The sequence below is a fragment of the Amycolatopsis roodepoortensis genome (assembly GCF_024628825.1).
GTDB classification, from domain to species: domain Bacteria; phylum Actinomycetota; class Actinomycetes; order Mycobacteriales; family Pseudonocardiaceae; genus Amycolatopsis; species Amycolatopsis roodepoortensis.
Map to the genome: position 1 here is coordinate 2148884 of NZ_CP102415.1, position 21006 is coordinate 2169889.

General features: G+C 68.9%; 22 protein-coding genes and 1 pseudogene. 9 read left to right on the forward strand and 14 right to left on the reverse strand.

Features of this window, described 5'->3' with window-relative positions; all coding sequences use genetic code 11:
• Nucleotides 1-13 precede the first annotated feature (13 nt).
• Nucleotides 14-382 carry a nuclear transport factor 2 family protein gene (locus tag NQK81_RS09890; protein ID WP_257487956.1) on the forward strand — a complete coding sequence of 123 codons (369 nt, stop codon included), beginning with the start codon at nt 14-16 and terminating at the stop codon, nt 380-382.
• A gap of 456 nt (nt 383-838) precedes the next feature.
• Here the strand turns inward: NQK81_RS09890 and NQK81_RS09895 are convergent, their stop codons facing one another.
• The 3 genes and pseudogenes from NQK81_RS09895 to NQK81_RS09905 form a co-directional block, all read right to left on the reverse strand.
• Nucleotides 839-1876: an HNH endonuclease signature motif containing protein gene (locus NQK81_RS09895; protein WP_371878893.1), complete on the reverse strand. Its 1038-nt coding sequence runs from the start codon at nt 1874-1876 to the stop codon at nt 839-841.
• Nucleotides 1877-2097: 221 nt separating this feature from the next.
• Nucleotides 2098-2295 (reverse strand): annotated as a pseudogene (locus NQK81_RS09900) (transposase); the annotation flags it as partial.
• 130 nt (nt 2296-2425) lie between these two features.
• Nucleotides 2426-2719 carry a DUF6881 domain-containing protein gene (locus NQK81_RS09905; RefSeq protein WP_257487958.1) on the reverse strand — a complete coding sequence of 98 codons (294 nt, stop codon included), beginning with the start codon at nt 2717-2719 and terminating at the stop codon, nt 2426-2428.
• 87 nt (nt 2720-2806) lie between these two features.
• Here NQK81_RS09905 and NQK81_RS09910 point away from each other — a divergent pair, with 87 nt between their 5' ends.
• Nucleotides 2807-3838, forward strand: a complete 1032-nt coding sequence (locus NQK81_RS09910; protein WP_257487959.1) for a fatty acid desaturase family protein — start codon at nt 2807-2809, stop codon at nt 3836-3838.
• Here the strand turns inward: NQK81_RS09910 and hsaB are convergent.
• Genes hsaB through NQK81_RS09935 form a run of 5 tightly spaced genes read right to left on the reverse strand, consistent with a single transcriptional unit; the run spans nt 3804 to nt 8929 of the window.
• Nucleotides 3804-4358 (reverse strand): 3-hydroxy-9,10-secoandrosta-1,3,5(10)-triene-9,17-dione monooxygenase reductase subunit, encoded by a 555-nt coding sequence (hsaB, locus tag NQK81_RS09915; RefSeq protein WP_257487960.1) that lies wholly within the window; start codon nt 4356-4358, stop codon nt 3804-3806. The genes NQK81_RS09910 and hsaB overlap by 35 nt on opposite strands.
• Nucleotides 4355-5269: an iron-dependent extradiol dioxygenase HsaC gene (gene hsaC, locus NQK81_RS09920; protein WP_257487961.1), complete on the reverse strand. Its 915-nt coding sequence runs from the start codon at nt 5267-5269 to the stop codon at nt 4355-4357. The genes hsaB and hsaC overlap by 4 nt, the downstream gene beginning before the upstream one ends.
• Nucleotides 5269-6117 (reverse strand): 4,5:9,10-diseco-3-hydroxy-5,9,17-trioxoandrosta-1(10),2-diene-4-oate hydrolase, encoded by an 849-nt coding sequence (gene hsaD, locus NQK81_RS09925; RefSeq protein WP_257487962.1) that lies wholly within the window; start codon nt 6115-6117, stop codon nt 5269-5271. The genes hsaC and hsaD overlap by 1 nt, the downstream gene beginning before the upstream one ends.
• Complete coding sequence (gene hsaA, locus NQK81_RS09930) at nt 6117-7292, reverse strand: 3-hydroxy-9,10-secoandrosta-1,3,5(10)-triene-9,17-dione monooxygenase oxygenase subunit (protein WP_192745467.1); 1176 nt, start codon at nt 7290-7292, stop codon at nt 6117-6119. Before hsaA ends, hsaD begins: the two co-directional genes overlap by 1 nt.
• A gap of 38 nt (nt 7293-7330) precedes the next feature.
• Nucleotides 7331-8929, reverse strand: coding sequence for an FAD-binding protein (locus NQK81_RS09935; protein WP_257487963.1), 1599 nt, complete (start codon nt 8927-8929; stop codon nt 7331-7333).
• 99 nt (nt 8930-9028) lie between these two features.
• Between NQK81_RS09935 and kstD the strand changes: the two genes are divergently transcribed.
• The 7 genes from kstD to NQK81_RS09970 all read left to right on the forward strand — a co-directional run bounded on the left by kstD (nt 9029) and on the right by NQK81_RS09970 (nt 15349).
• Nucleotides 9029-10699 (forward strand): 3-oxosteroid 1-dehydrogenase, encoded by a 1671-nt coding sequence (gene kstD, locus NQK81_RS09940; protein ID WP_257487964.1) that lies wholly within the window; start codon nt 9029-9031, stop codon nt 10697-10699.
• Nucleotides 10696-11835, forward strand: coding sequence for a 3-ketosteroid-9-alpha-monooxygenase, oxygenase component (locus NQK81_RS09945; RefSeq protein WP_257487965.1), 1140 nt, complete (start codon nt 10696-10698; stop codon nt 11833-11835). Before kstD ends, NQK81_RS09945 begins: the two co-directional genes overlap by 4 nt.
• The gene (locus NQK81_RS09950) at nt 11832-12092 is read left to right on the forward strand and encodes a hypothetical protein (RefSeq protein ID WP_126737608.1); all 261 of its coding nucleotides are present in this window, start codon (nt 11832-11834) and stop codon (nt 12090-12092) included. Before NQK81_RS09945 ends, NQK81_RS09950 begins: the two co-directional genes overlap by 4 nt.
• Nucleotides 12089-13114: a ferredoxin--NADP reductase gene (locus NQK81_RS09955; RefSeq protein ID WP_257487966.1), complete on the forward strand. Its 1026-nt coding sequence runs from the start codon at nt 12089-12091 to the stop codon at nt 13112-13114. The genes NQK81_RS09950 and NQK81_RS09955 overlap by 4 nt, the downstream gene beginning before the upstream one ends.
• A 9-nt stretch (nt 13115-13123) precedes the next feature.
• A complete protein-coding gene (gene chsH3 / locus NQK81_RS09960; protein ID WP_257487967.1) occupies nt 13124-13987 on the forward strand; it encodes an enoyl-CoA hydratase ChsH3 in 864 nt (287 codons plus the stop codon).
• A 52-nt stretch (nt 13988-14039) separates the two neighbouring features.
• Nucleotides 14040-14789, forward strand: a complete 750-nt coding sequence (locus NQK81_RS09965) for a class I SAM-dependent methyltransferase (protein ID WP_257489730.1) — start codon at nt 14040-14042, stop codon at nt 14787-14789.
• Nucleotides 14790-14890: 101 nt separating this feature from the next.
• A complete protein-coding gene (locus NQK81_RS09970) occupies nt 14891-15349 on the forward strand; it encodes a riboflavin kinase (protein ID WP_257489731.1) in 459 nt (152 codons plus the stop codon).
• Between the two features lie 219 nt (nt 15350-15568).
• Here the strand turns inward: NQK81_RS09970 and NQK81_RS09975 are convergent, their stop codons facing one another.
• The 6 genes from NQK81_RS09975 to NQK81_RS10000 all read right to left on the reverse strand — a co-directional run bounded on the left by NQK81_RS09975 (nt 15569) and on the right by NQK81_RS10000 (nt 20925).
• Entirely contained in the window at nt 15569-16138 is a 570-nt protein-coding gene (locus tag NQK81_RS09975; protein ID WP_257487968.1) for a DUF5134 domain-containing protein, read from the reverse strand.
• Nucleotides 16139-16211: 73 nt separating this feature from the next.
• Nucleotides 16212-17381: a lipid-transfer protein gene (locus NQK81_RS09980; RefSeq protein WP_257487969.1), complete on the reverse strand. Its 1170-nt coding sequence runs from the start codon at nt 17379-17381 to the stop codon at nt 16212-16214.
• Nucleotides 17381-17776: a MaoC family dehydratase gene (locus NQK81_RS09985; protein ID WP_126737613.1), complete on the reverse strand. Its 396-nt coding sequence runs from the start codon at nt 17774-17776 to the stop codon at nt 17381-17383. Before NQK81_RS09985 ends, NQK81_RS09980 begins: the two co-directional genes overlap by 1 nt.
• A complete protein-coding gene (locus NQK81_RS09990) occupies nt 17773-18687 on the reverse strand; it encodes a bifunctional MaoC family dehydratase N-terminal/OB-fold nucleic acid binding domain-containing protein (RefSeq protein WP_257487970.1) in 915 nt (304 codons plus the stop codon). The genes NQK81_RS09985 and NQK81_RS09990 overlap by 4 nt, the downstream gene beginning before the upstream one ends.
• Complete coding sequence (locus tag NQK81_RS09995; RefSeq protein WP_257487971.1) at nt 18684-19856, reverse strand: acyl-CoA dehydrogenase family protein; 1173 nt, start codon at nt 19854-19856, stop codon at nt 18684-18686. Before NQK81_RS09995 ends, NQK81_RS09990 begins: the two co-directional genes overlap by 4 nt.
• Before the next feature lie 4 nt (nt 19857-19860).
• A complete protein-coding gene (locus tag NQK81_RS10000; protein WP_257487972.1) occupies nt 19861-20925 on the reverse strand; it encodes an acyl-CoA dehydrogenase family protein in 1065 nt (354 codons plus the stop codon).
• Nucleotides 20926-21006 lie beyond the last annotated feature (81 nt).

The window sequence follows — 21006 nt, forward strand, 5'->3', positions numbered from 1 at the left end:
GAAAGGAACCATCATGACCAGTCCCGCCTTGGATGTCGCGCTCGCCTACCACCACGCGTGGACGGGCAAGGACTTCGAGAAGGCGATGACCTACGTCGCCGACGACATCGTCTGCCACACGCCCGGTGGGCCGCTTTCCGGCGCTGAGGCGTTTCGCGGGTTCATGGGCCCGTTCACCGAGATCCTGACCGGCTCGACCCTGCTCTCGGCGTTCGGGGACGAGACGACCGCGTTGCTGATGTACGACACAACGACCCTGCCGGTCGCGAGCGCGCCCGGGGCCGAGCTGCTGACGGTGCGGGAGGGGAAGATCGTGGAGTTGCGGATCGTGTTCGATCGGGCTCCGTTCGATGCGGCTCGGGAGGCTGCTGCGGGGTCTTAGCCGGTGCTTGGTGGCGCGTGAAGGACTCCTTCCCTCGGTTCTGTGAGGGGAAGGGGGCTTCACGCGCCCTGGTTTCTGAGGGTGTCGTCGCCTGGTGCGGGGTTTGTGGCGGGTCTGTCGCATGGGGTTGCGGCCGGGCGGGGCCTGGGCGCGGGGGTCGGGGCCTGGCGTGCGCGCCCGGGGCATACAGAAACCCGCCAACCGAGTAGTTCCTAACGGGACGGGCTCTGAGCGCGCCGGTGCCACGACGTGGCGCACATCCGGGCGGCTGCGGGGGCTGCCCACTGCGGGAGTCCAGACTGGACGACGTGCCCTGGGCGCGCCGGTGCAACCGCCCGGCCTATTTCCAGTGAGCCAGGGCGTGCTTATCGACTTCCCGCGGAACCGCGCTTTGGGCGCACCGGAGTCGCCGCCCGGCGTGAGGCCGGGTGGCTCCAGGGCGTATTTCTGTGCCGATCAGAAGGGTGGGGTGTCGTCGTCGGGTTGGGGTCGTGGGTCGTGGAGTGGTTCGGGTGTGGCGGTGTAGGTGTGGCCGGTGGGGGTGGTGATGGTCATGCCGCCGTTGCCGGTGGGTTGGGTGGTCCAGCCGGGTTCTTCTTTGAGGAGGTTGTGGATTTTGCAGGCGGCGTGGCAGTTGTGGTGGTCGGTGTTGCCGTGGCGGGCCCAGGTGGTGATGTGGTCGATCTCGGAGAACTCGGCCGGTCGGTGGCAGCCGGGGTGGGTGCATTCGCGATCCCGCGCCTTGATCAACCTGGCGAGTGAGGCCGGGGACCGGTAGGTACCGGGACTGGCTTCGAGGAGTTGTCCGGTAAGCGGGTCGGTGATCAGCCGGGACCAGGTGGAGCCGGGGTCGGCGGCGATCCCGCGGGCGAGCCAGCCGGGAACGGGGCCGTACCCGGCGAGGGTCGCGGGGTCTTCCCGGGCGCCGGTCAGGGTCAGCAAGTCGACATAGACATGGACATGCGCCCGCGGTGTCCCATGACCGTCCTCGGCCAGTAACCGTTCGGCGAAAATATCCGCCCGATGCTGGTCAAGGGTGCGGGACTGATCGGTCCGGCGGCGTTTCTTCGCCGCCTGGCTCAGGGACGCGTAGATCGAACTCGCCACCTCGGCCGGCAGCCAGCCCGACAGTTTCGACATGGTCTCGTCCTCGTGCTCCAGCGAGACATGCCGCAACGCGCGTTTGGCCGCGGCACGTTCCCGATAGCCGTCCGGGTCGAACTTCTGCACCGCGTGATCCACCGACTTCCGGATCGCCCCGGGATCGCGCCCGGCGAGACGCGTGACCATCCAAGCGTCCACCTGCGCGGCGATCTCGTCGGAGACTTCGCGGGTCAACTGGGTGACTTTCGACGCCTTGTACAGATCGATGTCACCGTTTTCCAGCGCCGCCAGCGTGTTCGGCAACCGGGCCACCAACGCACACGAGGTTTCGACCAGCAGATACGCCTGATTGCGGGAGACCGAGAAGGCCAACGCGACCTCCTCGGTCACCGATCTTCGCGAACCACCCACCCCAGCAAAACCCGCTATCGAACGCACCTGCCGCCCCTGCGCCCGACGCAACACAACCTCCTCGTCGTAGGCGGCATCCAGAAGACGAGCAGCTTTCGGATTAAAAGCAAAAGAAGTGGTCATAACCAAGATCATACTCAAACACCAGTTCGACCGCCACTGAATCCGGGGGGTGGTTTCAACCGGTGAGTGCACCACCTCTAGTCTAGTAACACTTTGCTGAACGCTTCGATCGGCTTAAGCCAGCCCAGCGTCTGCCGCGGCCGGTCGTTGAGTTCGTCTGCGATGGCATCGAGTTCGTCCTGTGAATACCCTGATAGGTCGGTTCCTTTGGGAAGGTACTGGCGCAGTAATCCATTGGTGTTCTCGTTGCTGCCGCGTTGCCAGGGTGAGCGTGGACCATCTCGGACACGGCTCCCAGAGAGACACCGGCGCCACCACCCGTTGGCGACATCAGCGCGGATCACAAAAACCGGCATACCCGTGGCCAAAAGCAAAACCGACGGACACACCGCCGAACGAAGGCAATCACCGCCCACCGAGCGCTCGCCGCCACGCCCGCCCGAACTCCGCACCGGTGATCCTGACCGCCACGAACTCCGGCTGCGCGTTGATCTCGGCAAGGGGCGGGACGGGAACCTCACCCAAACCGGTGCCGCCCACCTCGTCCTTCTCGTCGGCCCAACCGGCCCAACCGGCCCTGCCGCCCCGGAACCGCTCCACTTTCCGGCACTCGTATCCATCGGAGCCGATCTCGCCGAGGATCTCCACTGGCTCCTCGCCGAAGTCGTGCGACCACACGACCCGCAGGTACCACCTCATCGCGCACCCAGGGTAGGGCCAACCCCCGCACCAACCCACCGGCGCACCGCATTCACTCCACCTCCGCCCCCGACGAGACTCACAACGGTGACCGCAAATCTCCGCACAGGCAGCGATTTCGCCCGTCTGTCCCGCCGCGTCAGCGAAGCGGGCCTCCTCGACCGCCGTCCCGGCTACTACGTCTTCCGCATCGGCCTGGTCGCCACCCTCTTCGTCTCCGGCTGGGTCGCCTTCTTCGCGATCGGGGATTCCTGGTGGCAGCTGGGGATCGCCGTCTTCCAGGTGGTGATGTTCGGCCAGATCGCGTTGCTGTCGCACGATCTCGCGCACCGTCAGGTGTTCCGCACCCGCCGCCCGAGCGAGATCGCCGGGCGGATCGCGGGGAACCTCGGCGTCGGCATGAGTTACGGCTGGTGGATGGACAAGCACACCCGCCACCACGCGAATCCGAACCACGAGGACCTCGACCCCGACGTCGATCCGGACATCCTCGTGTGGTCGAAGGACCAGGCGCGGGCCAGCAAGGGCCTCCCCCGGTTCATCGGCCGCTACCAAGCGTTCCTGTTCTTCCCGCTGCTCACCCTCGAAGGCCTGAACCTGCACTTCTCCGGGATCCGCGCGGTCGCGAAGCCGGGCCTCCGGCGGCGCGGGCTCGAAGCGGCGCTGCTGCTGGCGCATTTCGCGCTCTACTTCAGCGCGTTGCTCGTGGTCCTCTCCCCCGGCAAGGCGCTCGTCTTCTTCATTGTCCACAAAGCACTGTGGGGTGTCTACATGGGATCGATCTTCGCGCCCAACCACAAGGGCATGCCGATCCTGTCCGGCGACACCGAACTCGACTTCCTCCGCAAGCAGGTGCTCACGTCACGCAACGTCCGCGGCGGCCGGATCGTCGACGTCGCGCTCGGCGGGCTCAACTACCAGATCGAGCACCATCTGTTCCCGAGCATGCCGTCGCCGCATCTGCGCCGCGCCCGGCCCATCGTCCAGCGCTATTGCGACGAGATCGGTGTCCCATACCACGAAACCGGGCTCATCGAGTCGTACTCGCTCGCGTTGCGCAGCCTGCACGACGCCGGCGAGCCGATCAGAGCCAATCGTCGGGACGCGGCCAGGGCATGAGCGCGGCGAGCGCGTCCGTCACCGGCTCGGTCACCGTGTACCGCCCGCGATGGAACAGCAGCGGCCGATCGTCGGACGGTTCCCCGAGCGCGGTGACCCGGCCGACGACGACGTAATGGTCACCCGCCTCGTGCACGGCTTCGAGGGTGCAGTCGATCCAGGTCAGGGCCCCGGTCAGCAAAGGGGATCCGGACGGGGCGGGCGACCAGTCGACCGACGCGAACTTGTCCGCGCCCCGCGCGCCGAACACCGCGCTCACCTCTTGCTGATTTTCGGCGAGCACGTTGACGGCGAACCGGCCGGACTCGGCGAGCACCGCCCAGGTCCGGGATGTCTTGGCAGGGCAGAAGAGCACCAGCGGCGGATCCAGCGAAAGCGCCGCGAACGACTGGCACGCGAAGCCCACCGGAGCCGTGCCGTCGTGCCCGGTCACCACCGCGACGCCGGTGCAGAAATGCCCGAGCACCGTCCGGAACCGCGCCGGATCGATGTCCGCGCCGAGGTCCGTCACCGGGGTCACGACTGCCCCGGCGGGCGGGCGCCGACTGAAAAGTCGTGTCCCCACAAGGAAACCGCCGTACTCTCTCGGGCGATCCAGCTCTCGTCGTCCACTTGACGCCCCTCGCAGCCGTATTCGACGTCGAAGCCGCCGGGGGTCTTCATGTAGAACGAGAGCATCAGATCGTTGACGTGCCGCCCGAGGGTCGCCGACATCGGCACCTTCCGGCGGATGGCCCGGTCGAGGCAGAGGCCGACGTCGTCGGTGTTCTCCACTTCGACCATGAGGTGCACGATGCCGCTGGGTGTCGGCATCGGGAGGAACGCGAGACTGTGGTGCCGCGGGTTGCAGCCGAAGAACCGCAGCCACGCCGGAGCGCCGTCGGCCGGCCTGCCGACCATCTGCGGCGGCAGTTTCATCGAGTCCCGCAGCCGGAACCCGAGGACGTCCCGGTAGAACCGCAGGGAAGCGTCATCGTCGTGTGTGGACAGGACGACGTGCCCGAGTCCTTGCTCACCGGTCACGAACTTGTGCCCGTACGGGCTCACCACGCGCCGGTGCTGCAACGCGACGCCGTGGAACACTTCCAGCGTGTTGCCCGAAGGGTCCTCAAAGGACACCAGGCCGTCGACCCGGCGATCGGCCAGCTGATCCGGCGTGCCTTCCTTGTACGGCACCGAATGCGCGTCGAGCGAAGCCCGGATTTCGTCGAGTTCGCCGGCGTTGGCGACCTCCCAGCCCGCGACGGCGAGCCGGTCGTCCTCGCCGGGGAAGATCACGAGCCGCGCCGGGAAATCGTCCATGCGCAGGTAGAGCGCTTCCGGATTCGTGCCGGAACCCTCGACCATGCCGAGGACCTTCAGCCCGTATTCGCGCCACGCGGCCATGTCGGTGGCTTCGATGCGGAGGTAGGCGAGCGAGCGGATACCCATCAGGAGGCTCCCAGGAAGTCGAGTGCCAGCCGGTTGAATTCGTCGAACTTCTCCAGCTGCGCCCAGTGCCCGCAGCCGCCGAACACGTGCAGCTGGGCACGCGGGATCGTCTTGAGCGCGAGCAGCGCGCCGTCGAGCGGATTGACGCGGTCCTCCCGGCCCCAGATCAGGAGCACGCGCTGCCGCAACCGATGCGCCTCACGCCACAGCATGCCCTCTTCGTAGGTGTCGGGCTGAGCGAACGACTTGCCCATCGCCTTCATCGCGGCCAGCGACTCCGGCGCGCTCGCGGCGGCGAACCGTTCGTCGATCAGTTCGTCGGTGATCAGCGACTGGTCGTGCACCATGATCCGCAGGAAGGCTTCGAGCTTCTCGCGACTCGGTCCCGGCGGGGCGCTGAACCGGCCGAGGTTCTTGATGCCCTCGGTGGGATCGGGCGCGAACAGGTTCACGCTCAGCCCACCCGGCCCCATCAGGACGAGTCGCCCGGCCCTCTTCGGGTGGTTGAGCGCGAGCCGCACGGAAGCCCCGCCACCGAGCGAGTTGCCGACGAAATGCGCCCGCTCGATGCCGAGTTCGTCCATGAGCCCGACCACGGCGTCAGCGCTGTGTCGGAAGTATTGGGGATGCTCGGTCGGCTTGTCCGAGCGGCCGAACCCGGGCTGGTCGATGGCCAGCGTCCGGTAGTTCTTGCCGAACACCGGGAGGTTGCGGCCGAAGTTGCTCCACGCCGACGCGCCGGGCCCGCCGCCGTGCAACAGGATCACCGTCTCGGAATGTTCCGCACCCGCCTCGTGGTAGTGCAGCTTGAGTCCATCTCGGACAGTGACGTACTTGCCTTCGGTCATCAGACCATCGCATTCTCGACGGGCAGCCCGAAGGCGCCGGTTCCGAACATGACGTAGGCGCGCTCGGCGTCGTTCGCCGCGTGCACCCGGCCGGCGTGGGCGTCGCGCCAGAACCGCTGGATCGGGGTTCCGGCCTGCAAGGCGCGGCCGCCGGAGTTCTCGAAAAGCCGGTCGATCGCGAAGATCGCGCGCTCGGTGCCGCGGACCTGATCACGCCGGACCCGCAGCCGGGTGGAGAACGGCAGCTTCTCCCCCTTGCACGCCAGCTGGTACAGCTCGTCGATGTTGTGCGTGAGCTGGAGCCAGGCCGCGTCGATCTCGCTCGCCGCCTCGGCGATCCGCACCTTGGCGAACGGGTCCTCTTTGGACTGTTCACCCGCGTACGCCGCGCGGACGCGCTTGCCCTGGTACTCGACGTGCGCGTCGTAGGCGCCTTGCGCCATCCCGATGATCGGCGCGGTGATCGTGCTCGGATGCACCGAGCCGTACGGCAGTTTGTACAGCGGCCCGGGATTGATCTCCTGCCCCGGCGTCTTGCACTTCGACGTCGCGATGAAGCTCAGCGCGCGGTGCTTCGGCACGAAGACGTCGTTCACGATGATGTCGTTGGATCCGGTGCCGCGCAGGCCCACGGTGTCCCAGACGTCTTCGATCGTGTAGTCGGCGATCGGCACCAGGTACGTGCAGAAGTCGACGGGTTTCCCGTCCTTGAACACCGGCCCGCCCAGCAGCACCCAGGTCGCGTGGTCGCAGCCGGAGGAGAAGCTCCAGCGCCCGCTGAGCCGGTAGCCGCCGTCGACGACGTCCGCCTTGCCCATCGGCGCGTACGACGAGGAGATCCGGACGTCGGCGTCGTCACCCCAGACGTCCTGCTGAGCCTGCGCTTCGAACAGGCCGAGGTGCCACGGGTGGACGCCGAGGATGGAGGCGACCCAGCCGGTGGAGCCGCACGCGCTCGCGACGAGTTTGACGGCGGTGTAGAAGCTCACCGGGTCGGCTTCGAGGCCACCGAACGTCTTCGGCTGCAGCAGTTTGAAGAACCCGGTCTCCTGCAGGGATTTGACGGACTCTTCGGGAACGCGCCTGGCGTCCTCCGCCTCCTGCGCCCGCTCCCGCAGGACCGGCAGCAGCTCCCGGATCCCCGCGATCACGTCCTGCGCGGCGTGCTCGCTCATATGCGTCCCTCTCTCGTTCTCGGTGAACCGATCCAAGACTAGAACACGTTCTCGTTTTTGTCGACCGATCCCCGGCCGAGGGCACTGTGCAGTCCGGCACGCCGACCGGAAAACACGCAGTCGGCCAGCGACAGACCGCTCACGTAGGACCTAGAACAGATTCCCACCGCAGTCCGTCCCGCCGCGTACAGCCCACGGATCGGGGCGCCGCCGGTGGACCGCACCGCCCCGGTCTCCTCGTCCACGACCAGGCCGCCCAGCGTCAGCATCGGGCACGGATAGCCGAGGTTCGGCTTGATCGAGACGTCGATCAGCGAGTACGGCGCCCGGTCCAGCGGCCGCGCGAACTCCGCGGGCTTGCCCGTCGGATCCGCGCCGGACCTCGCCGCCTCGACACTGGCGGCCAGCCCGCCGGGGTCGACGCCTGCCTTGCGCGCGACCTCGTCCAGCGACCCGGCGACGACGCGCTGCCGCAGCAGGTACCGCACCTGAAGTCCTTGGAACCATTGACTTTGCCCGCGCGCGTCCCGCCGGACCTCCTGGACGATGGCGTCGTCGACCAGCAGCCAGCCACGCCCTTCATGGCCGGTGATCATGCGTTCGCCGACGGCCGCCCCGTACCGGGACTCGTCGATGATGCGGCCACCGGTCTTGTCCACGAGCAGGCCGCCGAGGAACGCCGACGGCGGGGTGATGAACCGCCAGGCGGAGATCCGCCCGAGTTCCGCGGTGGCCCCGCCCGCCTCGACCCCCATGCGGATGCCGGAGCCGTCGTCGGCCGACGTCCCGAGCGCCAGCCCGCCGCGATACGCGGGCGCGTGCTCGCGCACCATCTCGCGGTTCGCGATGAACCCGCCCGCCGCGAGCACGACCCCACGCGAGGCGGAAATCCGCAGCTCACGGCCATAACGGCGTTCGATGCGCTCGGCCCGCCGGTGCAGCGACTTCCGCAGCGAGGGCACGTAGATCCCCGGTTTGGCGGCATACGCCGAGAGCCTCCGGTGCGCCGCCCGCACACGAGCGGGAGCGTCCCGCAGGGTGGACACGACGACGCCGGTCACGGTCCCGTCGGCGTCCACGATCAGGTTCCGCGCGGCGGTCTGCGGCAGCACCTGGATCCCACGACTCCGAACCGCCTCCATCAGGCGTTTCATCAGCAGTTTCCCTGAGGTGCCGGGCCCTTTGACGCGATGTCCGCGCGGCGCGGGCTTGGCGGCGTCACGGAAACCGCCCGCCGCCTCGCTGCCCGAGTAGTACAGATAGTGCTTGTCGCTCGGGTACGACGTCTTGTACGGGCACAGACTGCCCTCGAAAGGCACGCCGTTGCCTTCCAGCCAGGAGATCATCTCCGTACTGCCCGCACAGAAACGCCGCAGGGTCTCCTCGGAGACGACGTCACCGACCTCCAGCCGCAGGTAGTCGTACATCGCGTCGATGCTGTCGTCGACGCCCGCGTCCCGCTGCTGCGCCGTCCCGCCCCCGGCGTAGACGACACCACCGCTGACCGCGCTCGCGCCACCGCCGGAAAAGCGGTCCAGCACCAGCACCCGGGCACCGGCATCGGCGGCCTCGATCGCCGCACAGGCGCCGGCCGCACCGAAACCCACGATCACCACATCCGCGACGAGGGAGTCCATGCCCCCACCCTAGAACTAGAACACGTTCTCGTCTATGGTGACTGGAGCAGCGCGGATGCTGCTACATGCTTCCTACAACGTGTTTCAGGTGAGGGGCGTATGGAGTACGACGTGATCGTGGTCGGCAGTGGTGCCGCCGGGATGACCGCCGCACTGTCCGCAGCCCACCGGGGACTCGAGGTCCTGGTCGTGGAGAAGGCCGCCCACTTCGGCGGTTCGACGGCGCGCTCCGGCGGCGGCGTCTGGATCCCCGGCAACCACGCGCTGCGGGCGGCCGGGATCGAGGAGTCCCCGGAACGGGCACGCGAGTACCTCGAAGCGATCGTCGGTGATGTCGTCCCCGCCGAACTTCGGTCGGCCTTCCTCGACCGCGGCCCCGAGGTGCTGTCCTTCGTCTGCGACAAGACGCCGTTGCGCTTCCGCTGGGTCCGCGGCTACTCGGACTACCACCCGGAAGCCCCCGGCGGGCGCGCGGGCGGACGGTCGGTGGAGCCGGCCGCGCTCGACGGCAACCTGCTCGGCCCGGAGCTGGCGAATCTGGAGCCGCCGTACAGCGCTCCCCCGCTCGGCGCCCCGATCACCCAGGCGGACTACCGGTGGCTGAGCCTGCTCGCCCGGCATCCGCGCGGCGTCCTGCGCGTGCTGAGTCTCGGCGGGCGCTGGCTCGCCGGCCGGATCCGCCGTCAGCGGCTGCTTTCCATGGGGCAAGCGCTTGCGGCCGGTCTGCGTGAGGGGCTGCGGCGGGCGGATGTCCCCGTCTGGCTGAACACGCCGCTGGTGGATCTGGAGAGCGAAGGCGACCGGGTGACCGGCGTCGTCGTCCGCCACGAGGGCGAGGAGAAGACGGTCCGTGCGCGGCTCGGCGTCGTCCTCGGCGCGGGCGGGTTCGAGCGCAACGAAGAGATGCGAATCAAGTACCAGCGGGCGCCCATCGGTACGGAATGGACCGTCGGCGCCGAGGCCAACACCGGTGACGCCATCGACGCCGGGCTCAAACTCGGCGCGGCCGTCGACCTGATGGACGACGCGTGGTGGGGCCCGTCCATCCCGCTCACCGGCGGCCCGTGGTTCGCGCTCGCCGAACGGTCGCGGCCCGGCTGCCTCATGGTCAACGCGCGGGGCGAACGCTTCGTCAACGAATCGGCGCCGTACGTCGAGGCCGTGCACGCGATGTACGGCGACGGTGACGGCCCCGGTGCGAATATCCCGACCTGGCTGGTGTTCGACCAGCGCAACCGCAACCGGTACATGTTCACCGGCCTCGGCCCGCGCCAGCCGCTGCCCGGCCGCTGGTTCAAAGCGGGCATCGCGGTCAAAGCGAGCACGATCGCGAAACTCGCCGAGCGGATCGAGGTCCCGGCCGACGCGCTGGAAGCCACCGTGCGCCGGTTCAACGGCTTCGCCAGGAGCGGCGTGGACGAGGACTTCCACCGCGGGCGCAGCGCATACGACCACTACTACGGCGACCCGCGGAACAAGCCCAACCCGAGCCTGGGCCCGCTGGACGTCGCGCCGTACTACGCGGTGAAGATCGTGCCCGGCGACCTGGGCACCAAGGGCGGTTTGAGGATCGACCCGCACGCGCGCGTCCTGCGCGAGGACGGGTCGGTGATCGAAGGGCTTTACGCGGCGGGCAACACGAGCGCGGCGGTGATGGGCCGCACCTACGCGGGCCCCGGCGCGACGATCGGCCCGGCGATGGTGTTCGGCTACCTTGCGGCCGAGCATCTCGCGCAGCAAGATCACACCAAAGCGGGAGGCAGCCGATGACGACGGAATCCGTACGGCAGATCGACGCGGGCGCGCCCCCCACGCGGTTCGCGCGCGGGTGGCACTGTCTCGGCCTCGCCGAGTCGTTCCGCGACGGGAAGCCGCACGCCATCACGGCGTTCGGGACGAAACTGGTGGTCTTCGCCGATTCGTCCGGCAAGCTGAACGTGCTCGACGGGTACTGCCGCCATATGGGCGGCGACCTCACCCAGGGCGAGGTCAAGGGCGACGAGATCGCCTGCCCGTTCCACGACTGGCGCTGGAACGGCAACGGCAAATGCGTCTCCATCCCCTACGCCAAACGGGTTCCGCTGCGGGCGCGGACGAAGTCGTGGCAGGTGCTGGAGGAGAACAAACAGTTGTTCGTCTGGCACGACCCGGAGGGCAACCCGCCGCCGGAAGACGTCGTCATCCCGCGGATCGAAGGCATCTTCACCGGCGAGTGGAGCAACTGGACCTGGGACTCGGTGCTCATCGAGGGCTCCAACTGCCGCGAGATCATCGACAACATGGTCGACATGGCGCATTTCTTCTACATCCACTACGCCTTCCCGACCTACTTCAAGAACGTGTTCGAGGGGCATATCGCCACGCAGTACCTGAACACGAAGGGCCGCCCGGACAAGGGAATGGCGTCGAACTACGGCGGCGAGGAAAACCTGCTGCGGTCGGAGGCGTCCTACTTCGGCCCGTCGTACATGATCAACAAGCTACTCAACACGTACCAGGGTTTCGAGATCGAGAACGTGCTGATCAACTGCCACTACCCGGTCACCGAGAACTCGTTCGTGCTGCAGTGGGGCGTGAGCGTGAAGAAGTTCGAGGGCGTCTCGGACGAGCACGCGGACAAGATCGCCGGGAAGTTCGCCAAGGGCATCGGCGTCGGCTTCCTGCAGGACGTCGAGATCTGGCGCAACAAGACCCGCATCGACAACCCGTTGCTGTGTGAGGAGGACGGGCCGGTCTATCAGCTGCGCCGCTGGTACGACCAGTTCTATGTGGACGCGGCCGACGTCACCGAGGACATGACTCGCCGGTTCGAGTTCGAAGTGGACACCAGCCGCGCCAACGAGGTCTGGGCGGCGGAGGTGGCCGACAACCTGGCACGGCAGCAGGCGAAAGAGGCCGGGGTGTGAAGCCCGAGACCGTCGAGTTCCTCACCGCCGGGCTGCGGCCGCTGAGCTGCCGCGCGTGCGGGACGTGCGTGCTGGTCAAGAAGAACAGCATGCAGCACACCAGCATCCAGTGGACGAGTGACGCGTCCCGGAGCTGCCCGGTGTTCGCCGAGCAGAAGGCCTCCGGAGCGCAGACGGCGTTGCTCGACACCTGCGGCAATCTCAGCGACAGCATCGACGCCGCGTTGAAGGACGGCCTGCTGGAGGTGCCCGAATGAGCGGCCCCGTCACCGTGACCGTGGCCGAGGTGATCACCGAGACCGCCGACGCGCGGTCGATCGTGTTCGAGATCCCGGCCGAGCACGCTTCGGTTTTCGCTTACACCCCAGGGCAGTTCCTCACGCTGCGCGTGCCGAGCGACCGGACCGGCTCGGTGGCCCGCTGCTACTCGCTCTCCAGCGCGCCGCACGAGGGCCGGGTGCAGGTCACCGTCAAACGCACCGCCGACGGCTACGGGTCGAACTGGCTCTGCGACAACCTCCAGGCGGGCCAGGAGGTCCAGGTCCTTCCGCCGGCCGGGGTGTTCAGTCCCGCGTCGCTCGACGAGGACTTCCTGCTGCTCGCGGGCGGCAGCGGTATCACGCCGGTGATGTCGATCCTCAAGTCCGCGCTGGAGCACGGCACCGGCAAGGTGGTGCTGCTGTACGCCAATCGCGACGAAGCTTCGGTGATCTTCGCTCGGGAGCTGGCGGACCTTGCTGCTCGGTATCAGGACCGGCTGGTCGTGGTGCACTGGCTGGAGAGCCTGCAAGGACTGCCGACGGAGGCGCACCTGCGCGCGCTGGTGGCGCCGTACACCGCGCACGAAGCGTTCATCTGCGGCCCGGGACCGTTCATGGACGCCGCGCGCACGGTGCTCAAGGACCTCGGGCTGCCGCGCAAGCGGATCCACCTGGAACGGTTCCTGTCCCTGGGCGGGAACCCGTTCGAGGTGGCCGAACCCGTCGCCGTCGAAGAGGCCGAGACCCCGGCGTCGGTCGAGGTCACCCTCGACGGCGAGACGAAGAAGCTCACCTGGCCGCGCCGGACGAAACTGCTGGACCTGTTGCTGGAAAAGGGCTTCGACGCGCCGTACTCGTGCCGCGAGGGCCAGTGCAGCGCGTGCGCCTGCCGGATCACCTCCGGCGAGGTGAAGATGCTGAACAACGAGGTCCTCGACGGCGACGACATCGCCGAAGGCATCGTGCTGGCGTGCCAGTCCCTGCCGCTGACCGACGACGTCACCGTCACCTACGAGTAGGAGCTTTCCGTGCCCATCGATCCCTCGGTCGCGATCGGCGCCGACCTCGGCGAGGTGAGCTTCGCCTGGACCGCGTCGGACGTGCAGCTCTACCACCTGGCGCTGGGCGCCGGAGCGGACCCGATGAGCCCGCGCGAACTGCGCTACACCTACGAGGACGGCCTCCAGGTGCTGCCGACGTTCGCCACCGTGGCGGCGAACCTGCGCGTGTTCGAGCCGCCGGCCGTCTCGTTCCCCGGTGTCGAGGTCGACCTCGGGAAAGTGCTGCACGGCAAGCAGGAGGTGATCGCGCACCGGCCCATCCCGGTCTCGGGGAAGGCCGTGGCGCGCACCCGGATCGTCGACGTCTTCGACAAGGGCAAGGCGGCCGTGATCGTGAACGAGACGGTCGCCACCGACTCAGACGGCACTCCATTGTGGACACTGCGGTCGAGCATCTTCGCCCGTGGCGAAGGGGGTTTCGGCGGCGAACGCGGCCCGTCCGACCGCGTCGAGCTCCCGTCGCGGGAGCCGGACGCGGTCATCGACACGCCGACGTTGCCGCAGCAGGCGCTGCTCTACCGGCTCTGCGGGGACCGCAACCCCCTGCACGCCGATCCCGCGTTCGCCGCGGCGGCCGGGTTCGGCAAGCCGATCCTGCACGGCCTGTGCACCTACGGTGTCATCGCGAAGGCCGTCACCGACGAATTCCTCGACGGCGACACCGCCCGCGTCGCGTCGTTCTCGGCCAAGTTCGCCGGCGTCGTCTTCCCCGGCGAGCCGCTGCGGACCCGGGTCTGGCGCGAGCCGGCCGGGCTGCTCGTCACCACCACGGCACCGGACCGGGACGAGGCACCGGTCCTTTCCGACACTTTCTTGACCACGACAGACTGAATCCTCGTTCCCGCAGGTAGCGGCTCTGGCTAGACTCGGGCAGGTGCGCCCCTTGATCTCGGACCCGTATGCCGAACTCGGCCGGGACTACGCGCGATCGAGACGCCCGGATCCCCGTATCGCGGCCGCCGTCACCGCCGCTCTCGGCGACGCGCGCTCGGTGGTCAACGTCGGGGCCGGAGCCGGTTCCTACGAGCCGGAAGACCGCGACGTGGTGGCCGTCGAGCCGTCGCGGCGGATGATCGCGCAGCGCCCGTCCACCGCGGCCCCGGCCGTGCAGGCGTGCGCGGAAGGGCTCCCCTTCCCCGACGGCGCCTTCGACGCCGCCCTGGCGGTGCTGACCGTGCACCACTGGACCGACGTGACCGCCGGACTGGCCGAGCTGCGGCGCGTGTCCCGCCGCCAGGTGATCGTGACCTGGGACCAGGCGGTGTTCGCACGGTTCTGGCTGGTGCGGGACTACCTGCCGGAGATCGCCGAACACGAAAGCAGGCTGGCCTGTCTCGACCGGGTCGTCGAGGAACTGACCGCCGCCGGGCAGGCGCCTTCGGTGGCTCCGCTGCCGGTGCCGTCGGACTGCGTCGACGGGTTCCTCGGCGCGTATTGGCGCAGGCCGGAGGCCTACCTGTCCGAGCGTGTGCGCGCGGGGATGTCCGGGGTGGCGCTGCTGGACCGGAACGTCGTCGCGACGGCGGTCGAGCGGCTGCGCGCCGATCTCGCGGACGGGCATTGGCACCGGCATCACGTCGCCCTGCTCGGCCGGACGGAACTCGACCTGGGGTACCGGCTCGTCACCGCGTGATTCAGTACACAGTGGACGTCTCCCGCGGCGTGAGCGGCGGTCGACCCCGGCCGCGAGGCATGGTATTCATGGCTTTCGTGACGGCAGGGGACGGGAGCGGCATGACGGCGGAGTACTTCGTGGTCCGTGGCCAGGTGGAGAAGGGCGATCAGCGCGGCAGGGAACTGGGCTTCCCGACCGCCAACATCGCGCTGCGCGACCAGGACGGCCAAGTCGGCGACGGAGTGTGGGCGGGCTGGGCCGAACGTGCCGACGGCACCCGGATCGCGGCGGCGGTCTCGGTCGGCAGGCGGCCGACCTACTACGGCGCGGACGGCTACCGGCTCGTCGAGGCGCATCTGCTGGACTTCAGCGGCGACCTCTACGGCGAGGTGCTGACCGTGTGGCTCGGCCATCACCTGCGCGAGCAGGAGGCGTACCCGTCGTCGGAGGCGCTGATCGTCGCACTGAACAAGGACATCGCCGACGCCCGCAAGTGGGCGTCGGACAACCCGGCCGAGGGCCTGCCGGACGCGGGCAACGCCGAGGCGGGCGTCGTGCGCCGCGTCCCGGCCTCGTGAGTGGCGATTCGGGTTAGAAGCCGAATCGCCACTCACGACCCTTGCCGTACCCCTCAAGAGAACCGTCTGCATCGCCAACACCGACGCGCCCATGTCGCGAAAGCCACTTTCGAGACATCAGACGTCGCGAAAGTGGCTTTCGCGACACGTCTGCCTGGCCTCACTTGCTCCCGTGCCGGTGGCGTCGCGAAAGTGGCTTTCGCAACACACACCGAGAAATCAGACCGCCGCGCCCAGCAGCATGTAACCCATCCCCAGTCCCATGATCACCCGGCACACCCGCCGCGACGTCTGACCGGAGCCCCCGTCGCCGCGCGCCGCGAGCACCCCGGCGCGCACGGCGTCCGCCGCGAAGTACGCGGCCACGGCACCGAAGATCAGCGAAAGCCACAGTGCCGAGGTGGCGCCGGGGCCGGACATCACCAGCCACGGACCGTGGGTCACGTCGCTGTGCGGCATGAACGTCACCATGAACAGCATCGCGGTGGCGGAGACGGCGTGGTGCCCGCACGAGGTGTGCCCCGACCGCCGCCCCTTCCACCACGAGACGGCGAACCAGCCCGCGGTCAGCGCCAGCACCGCCTGCCAGCCTGCCGCCGGGATCGGGCCGCCGACCGGGGACAGCATCGCGACCATCGCGACGACGAGCAGCAGTTCGGCCAGGTCGCCGTTGCGGACCGCCGTGCCCTGCCTGCCGTAGTCCAGGCGGACGAGCCTCAGCACGCAGGGCAGGACGAGTGCGGCGAACACCGCAGTCAGGGTCCACGCGACGACGATTGGTCCAGACATGGCACCTCCCGGCCGGTAACCCCTTCACCGTGGCAGGTACCGCTCTAGTACACCATCGGGCATTGAGGTGATGTCAGCCCGCGGTCAGGACCAATCCGCTCGTGGGTACGCCGGTGCCGGCGGTCACCAGCACGCGCGACGCCCCGTCGACCTGGTTGACGGCGTCACCGCGGAGCTGCCGGACCCCCTCGGCGATCCCGTTCATCCCGTGGATGTAGGCCTCCCCCAGCTGCCCGCCGTGCGGATTGAGCGGGAGTTTCCCGTCGAGTTCCAGCGTGCCGCCGCCGATGAAGTCCTTGGCCTCACCCTTCCCGCAGAAACCGAGTTCTTCCAGCTGCATCAGGACATAAGGGGTGAAGTGGTCGTACAGCACGGCGAGGTCCATGTCACCCGGCCCCAGCCCGGACTGCTCCCACAGTTGCCGCCCCACCACGCCCATTTCGGGCAGCGCCGGAAGATCGTCGCGGTAGTAGCTGGTCATCACGTACTGGTCCGGCCCGCTCCCCTGCGCGGCCGCCGCGATCACGGCGGGCCGGTGCGGCAGGTCGCGCGCCCGCTCGGCGCTGACGACGACCAGGGCGACCCCGCCGTCGCTCTCCTGGCAGCAGTCCAGCAGGTGTAACGGCTCGGCGACCCAGCGGGAGGCCTGATGCTCTTCGAGCGTGATCGGCTTTCCGTAGAACCACGCCTTGGGGTTGGTCGCCGCGCGGGCGCGGTCGACGACGGCCACCCGGCCGAAGTCCTCGCTGGTCGCGCCGTACTCGTGCATGTACCGCCGGGCGAGCATGGCGACGGTCGCGGCCGGGGTCGCGATCCCCATCGGGTAGTGGAACGCGTTGTCGACGCCGGAGGAGTTCACCTGCCCCGCCGCGGCCGAGGACACCTGGCCGAACCGCATGCCGGACCGTTCGTTGAACGCCCGGTACGCGACGACGACGTCCGCGACCCCGGTCGCGACGGCCATCGCGGCCTGTTGCACGGTCGCGGCCGCGGCCCCGCCGCCGTAATGGATCCGGCTGAAGAACTTGAGCTCGGGGATGCCGAGTTCCCGCGCGACGGCGATCTCGCTGTTGCCGTCCATGGTGAACGACACCAGACCGTCCACATCGGACGGAGCGAGTCCGGCGTCCTTCAGCGCGCTCGACACCGCTTCCGCCGCCAGCCTCAGCTCGCTGCGCCCGGAATCCTTCGAGAACTCCGTGGCACCGATCCCGGCGATGGCCGCACGTCCGGACAGGGTCATCACTCGCCTCCCAGCGTGATCGCCACGGTTCCGACCACATGCTCACCGAGACTGTCCACACCGGACACCGCGACCACCACGTCGTCGCCGTCCCGTTCCGTGACGCGGCCGGTGAAGGTGAGGGTGTCATAGGCGTAACAGGGCACGCCGAGCCGGATCTTGATCGAGCGCACGAACGCCTCCGGCCCCGCCCAATCGGTGACGAACCGTTGCACCAGGCCGGTGTCGGTGAGGATGTTGAGGAAGATGTCCTTCGAGCCGCGCTGGACGGCGGCGTCGCGGTCATGGTGGACGTCCTGGAAATCCCGCGTCGCCAGCGCGGTGCTCACCACGAACGTGGGGGTGGCCTCGATCTTCAGCGGCGGCAGCTCGGTGCCGACCGAACAGTCCTTCATCGCGCGACCCTCCAAGCGGGCAACGTCAGTTCCTCGTCGATCTTCACGAAGGCCGCCTCCACCGGGAGTCCGATGTGGACGGTTTCCGGATCGGCGTCGAGCAGCTCGCCCATCACCCGGACCCCTTCCTCCAGCTCGACGAGCGCGACCACGAACGGCAGATCCTTGCCGGGCACCTTCGGATGGTGGTGCACCACGTAGCTGTAGACCGTTCCCCGGCCGCACGCGACGACGTAGTCCGGCTTCGCGTCGAAGTCGCCGTCCGGCGGCATCGGGCCGGGCGGATGCCGCAGGGTCTCGCCCCACCGCTGGATCCGGAGTTCCCCGTCACGCAGTCCGGCCCAGAAGAACTCGGTGTCCTTGCTGATCACCGGCCGAAGGACCGGGGCGGCCGCCTTGGCGGGTTCGGTGCCCGGCGGGCGGAACTTCAGCACCCGGAACACCATGTCTGCGACGGCCTCGTCACCGACGTACCAGGTGGTCTTCGTCGTCACGAACCAGCCCTCGCCCAGCGCGGTCCGCTTCGGCCCGACGACACTTTCGAGTTTCGCGGTCGCTTCGACCCGTTCACCGTGACGGAGATAGCGGAAGTAGTTCTGCTCGGAGTTCGTCGCGACGACCGAGGTGAACCCGGCTTCGTCGAGCACCTCCATCATCGCGCCGAGCGGGTCGTCCGACGCCCTCGTCCAGTGCAGCCCGCCCATCGTCCACACCTGCGCCATCGCGGGCGGCGCGACGAGTCCCTTGTGGACACTCTTGGCGGCGAACTCCTCGTCCACGTACACCGGATTGCGGTCGCCGATGGCTTCGACCCAGTTGTTCACCATCGCCTGGTTGACCGCGTCGCGCGCGGCCCTCGGCGCGGATTCCCCGCGCGCGGCGATGCGTTCGGCGGCTTCCTGGATGCTCATCGCGGCACCCTCGGCAGGCCGAGCCCGGCGGTGGCGATCAGCTCGCGCTGGATCTCGTTGACGCCGCCGCCGAAGGTCAGCACCAGATTGCGTTTGGCCACCACGTCCAGCCACAGCGCCAGTTCCGCGGTTTCAGCGTCGGCCTGATCGCCATGTCGCGCCACGATCTCCTCCAGTCTCCTGGCCAGCCGCTGGATGCGTTCGGAACCGAAGATCTTGGTGGCCGACGCGTCGGCCACCGCCACCGGTCCGGTCGCCGACGACGCCGCGACCTGCCAGTTCAGCAGTTCGTTGACCCGGGCGGTCGCCAGGGTTTCCGCGAGCACGGCCCGGACGTCGGGCAGCTGGAGCAACGGTGTCCCGTCCGGCGCCTTCCTGGACGCCGCCCAGTCGCGGACGCGGTCGTGGAGACCGCCGATCCGCCCGGCGGGGCCGAGCATGACGCGTTCGTGGTTCAGCTGGGTGGTGATCAGCCGCCAGCCCTCGTTCTCCTTGTCCACCAGCATGTTCGCGGGCACGCGGACGTCCGAGTAGTAGGTGGCGTTCACGTGGTGCGCGCCGTCGCAGGTGATGATCGGCGTCCACGAATAGCCCGGATCGCGGGTGTCCATGATGAGGATCGACATCCCCTTGTGCCTCGGCGCGTCCGGCGCGGTGCGGACGGCGAGCCAGATGTAGTCGGCGTCGTGCGCGCCGGTGGTGAAGATCTTCTGGCCGTTGACGACGTATTCGTCCCCCTCGCGTACCGCCGTCGTGCGCAGCGCGGCGAGGTCGGTGCCCGCGTCGGGCTCGGTGTAGCCGATGGCGAAATGCACTTCACCGGCGAGGATCTTGGGCAGGAACAGCGATTTCTGTTCCTCGGTGCCGTACGCCTGAAGCGTGGGCCCGACGGTCTGCAAGGTCACCGATGGCAGCTGGACGTCGGCGCGGGCGGCCTCGTCGACGAAGATGTGCTGCTCGATCTCGCCGAAACCCCGGCCGCCGTACTGTTCGGGCCAGCCGACGCCGAGCCAGCCGTCTCGGCCCATCCGCCGCACGATCTCGCGGTACACCGGGCCGTGCCGCTCCCGCAGCATCGCGCGCCGCTCGTCGGCGCTCACCAGTCCGGCGAAGTACTTTCGCAGTTCGGAGCGCAACTGGTGTTGCGCCGCTGTCAGTTCGATCAGCATCGGTTCACCCCGCCACCAGTTCGCCCAGGCCGGCCAGCCGATGCGTGGCGCCGCCGAGCGTTCGTCCCAGATCCTTGACCGCCGACGAGAACCGGTGCAGCGGATACGTTTCGTCCACGCCGATCCCGCCGTGCAGGTGATGGCAGACGGCCAGCGCCGCGGGCGCCTCCTCCGCCAGCCAGTAGGCCGCGATGTCGAGTTCCGCCTCGGCGTCGAGCCTCGCCGCGAGCCGCCACACCGCCGACCGCGCGGCGAGCTGGACCGTCCGCGAGGCGACGTAGACGTCCGCGATCTGTTGCGCCACCGCCTGGAACGCCGCCAGCGGCCGCCCGAACTGCTCCCGTTCGCCGACGTGTTTGGTGGTCAGCGCGAGCGCGCCGGCGAGCAGCCCGTCGCCGAACGCCACGGCGCCCGCGAGCGCGAACCGGTGCAGCGTCGCGATCGACTCGCCGGGGCCGTGCCCGTTGAGGAGATCGGCGTCGGTGACGGTCACCGAATCGAGCGTCATCGTGTAGTCCGGCGTGCCGGAAGAGGTTCTCGTGGGCGTCAGCGTCACGCCGTCCGCGTGGGGATCGACGAGGAAGACGCCGGTGCCGCCCGGCATCGAGGCGGGGGTCAGGATCCGGGTCGCCTCCGCCGCGAACGGCACGCCGACCTTGACGCCACTGAGGCGCCAGTCCCCGGCCGACTCCGCGACCGTCGCGGGCCGGGTGGTGAACGGCGCGGAAGGCTCGTGCAGTGCCGCGGTGAGCAGGGCTTCGCCCGCGGCGACCGGCGGGAGCAGCGCCGAGCGCTGATCGGGCCCGCCCAGCGCGGTGACCGGCAGGACGCCGAAGGCCAGAGACGCCAGCGCGGGCGTCGGCGAGGCGACGCGCCCGAGTTCGGTCAGCACCAAGGCGACTTCGGCGACGCCGAGCCCGTCACCGCCGAGTTCGGCGGGCAGCGCCAGGGCGAGCAGACCGGCGTCGGCCAGCGCGCGCCACGTGTCCGCGGGCTCGCGCTCCTTGCCGAGGACGCGCGCGGCCAGCGCGGTGACCTCGGTCTGCGTCTCGTCGAACTGGAAGTCCACACTGGCTCCTCACCGGGGCGAACGGGCACAATATTGAAACCTGTTCTAGTCTTAACCGGAAGGAGCCGTGACGGCAAGGGG